The sequence below is a fragment of the Bacteroides sp. CAG:633 genome, assembly GCF_000435115.1.
Classification (GTDB): Bacteria; Bacteroidota; Bacteroidia; order Bacteroidales; family Bacteroidaceae; genus Bacteroides; species Bacteroides ndongoniae.
On sequence record NZ_FR883075.1, the window covers coordinates 1 to 563 of the forward strand.

Annotated in this window: 1 protein-coding gene; it reads left to right on the forward strand. The window is 50.4% G+C overall.

Annotated features, from left to right (window positions below; translation table 11 throughout):
- Window positions 1–563, forward strand: a 563-nt coding sequence (locus tag QVP67_RS08580; protein ID WP_288180049.1) for a GDP-mannose 4,6-dehydratase, incomplete at both ends; no start/stop codon positions are given.

A 563-nucleotide genomic window follows, 5' to 3' on the forward strand; every position in this document is an offset into this window, starting at 1 on the left:
CCTTATGCTGTTGCCAAACTGTACGGTTACTGGATTGTAAAAGAGTATCGCGAGGCATACAACATGTACTGCTGTTCGGGCATCCTGTTCAACCACGAAAGCGAACGCCGTGGCGAAACTTTCGTAACGCGGAAAATCACGCTGGCAGCAGCACGTATCGCGCAAGGTAAGCAGGATCGTCTGTATCTGGGTAACCTGGATTCGCTGCGCGACTGGGGATACGCCAAAGACTATGTGGAATGTATGTGGCTGATTCTTCAACAGGAGAAGCCTGAAGACTTTGTGATAGCTACCGGCGTGCAACATTCGGTAAGAGAATTCTGCTATCTGGCTTTCAAATATGCAGGTATCGAACTGGAATTCAAGGGCGAAGGCATTGACGAGAAAGGCTACGACAAAGCCACGGGCAAATGTCTGGTAGAGGTAAGCGAAGACTTTTACCGTCCGACCGACGTGGTGAACCTGTGGGGAGACCCGACTAAAGCAAAGGCCAAACTGGGCTGGAATCCCAACAGCACCAGCTTTGAAGAACTGGTACGCATTATGGTGGAAGCAGATATGGC